This is a genomic window from Streptomyces sp. NPDC048383, from assembly GCF_040651775.1.
Classification (GTDB): Bacteria; Actinomycetota; Actinomycetes; order Streptomycetales; family Streptomycetaceae; genus Streptomyces.
Genome location: NZ_JBEZKS010000154.1, coordinates 1 through 1,024 on the forward strand (window position 1 = coordinate 1; position 1,024 = coordinate 1,024).

Here is a 1,024-nt window from a genome sequence, read left to right on the forward strand (position 1 = left end):
CAACTCACCCCGGAGCCGTTCCACCTCCCCCAGCCTCATAACCAGAAGATGCCCACCATCAGGCGAGATCACCCGACGTAACGAAGCACTACTAGGCCGTTTCGTTTGGATCATCTGATCGTTGGTCTGGGCGTGCCGTTGACTCACGTGCAGTGGGCGCGGATCGAGCCGTTGTTGCCAGACCGGACGCCGCAGCGGGGTGGCCGGTGGCGGGATCACCGTGAGGTGATCGATGCAATCGCCTGGAAGTTCCAGACCGGATCGCAGTGGGTCCACCTGCCCGAGAAGTACGGGAACTGGAGAGGCGTCTACAACCGACTGCGGATGTGGGCCATCGACGGCACCTGGGAGCGGGTGTTCACCGCGCTCATCGCGAAGGCCGATGCCGAGGAAGACCTCGGTTGGGCCGTCTCGGTCGACTCCACTGTCGTGCGCGCTCACCAGCACGCAGCCGGGGCCCGCAAAAAGGGGCCCCGGCCGGCGAGCCCGATGACAATGCCATCGGCCGGTCTCGCGGTGGACTGACCACGAAGATCCACCTCGCCTCTGATGCTCACTGTCGGCCACTGGCCTTCGTGCTCACCGCCGGACAGGCCGGTGACGCACCCGTCTTCTCTCACGTCATGGCCCGCCTCCGCGTCCCTCGGCCACGAGGACGTCCCCGTACCAGGCCGGACGTGGTCCTGGCCGATAAGGCGTACTCCTCCCGCGCGATCCGCGAGCACCTGCGCAAGCGCGAAATCCGGGCGGTCATCCCCATTCCGGCCGATCAACGCGGCCACCGACTGCGGCGCGGCAGCCAAGGCGGCAGGCCACCCGCCTTCGACCGCGAGGCGTACAAGCAGCGCAACACCGTCGAACGCTGCATCAACCGCCTGAAGCAGTGGCGGGGCATCGCCACCCGCTACGAGAAGACCGCAACCATCTACCTGGCCGGACTCTACGTCGCCGGCATCTTTCTCTGGTCTGCCAGGCCAACGACTCAGGAGCAGGAGCGAAGCGCATCGTCCCAGGCACCAGGGCT

The 1,024-nt window shown here is 66.5% G+C and carries 1 pseudogene; it reads left to right on the plus strand.

Going from position 1 to position 1,024, the window contains the following annotated elements:
- Positions 1-117: 117 nt before the first annotated feature.
- Positions 118-1,024: pseudogene (locus AB0D46_RS38565) on the plus strand (IS5 family transposase); the annotation flags it as partial.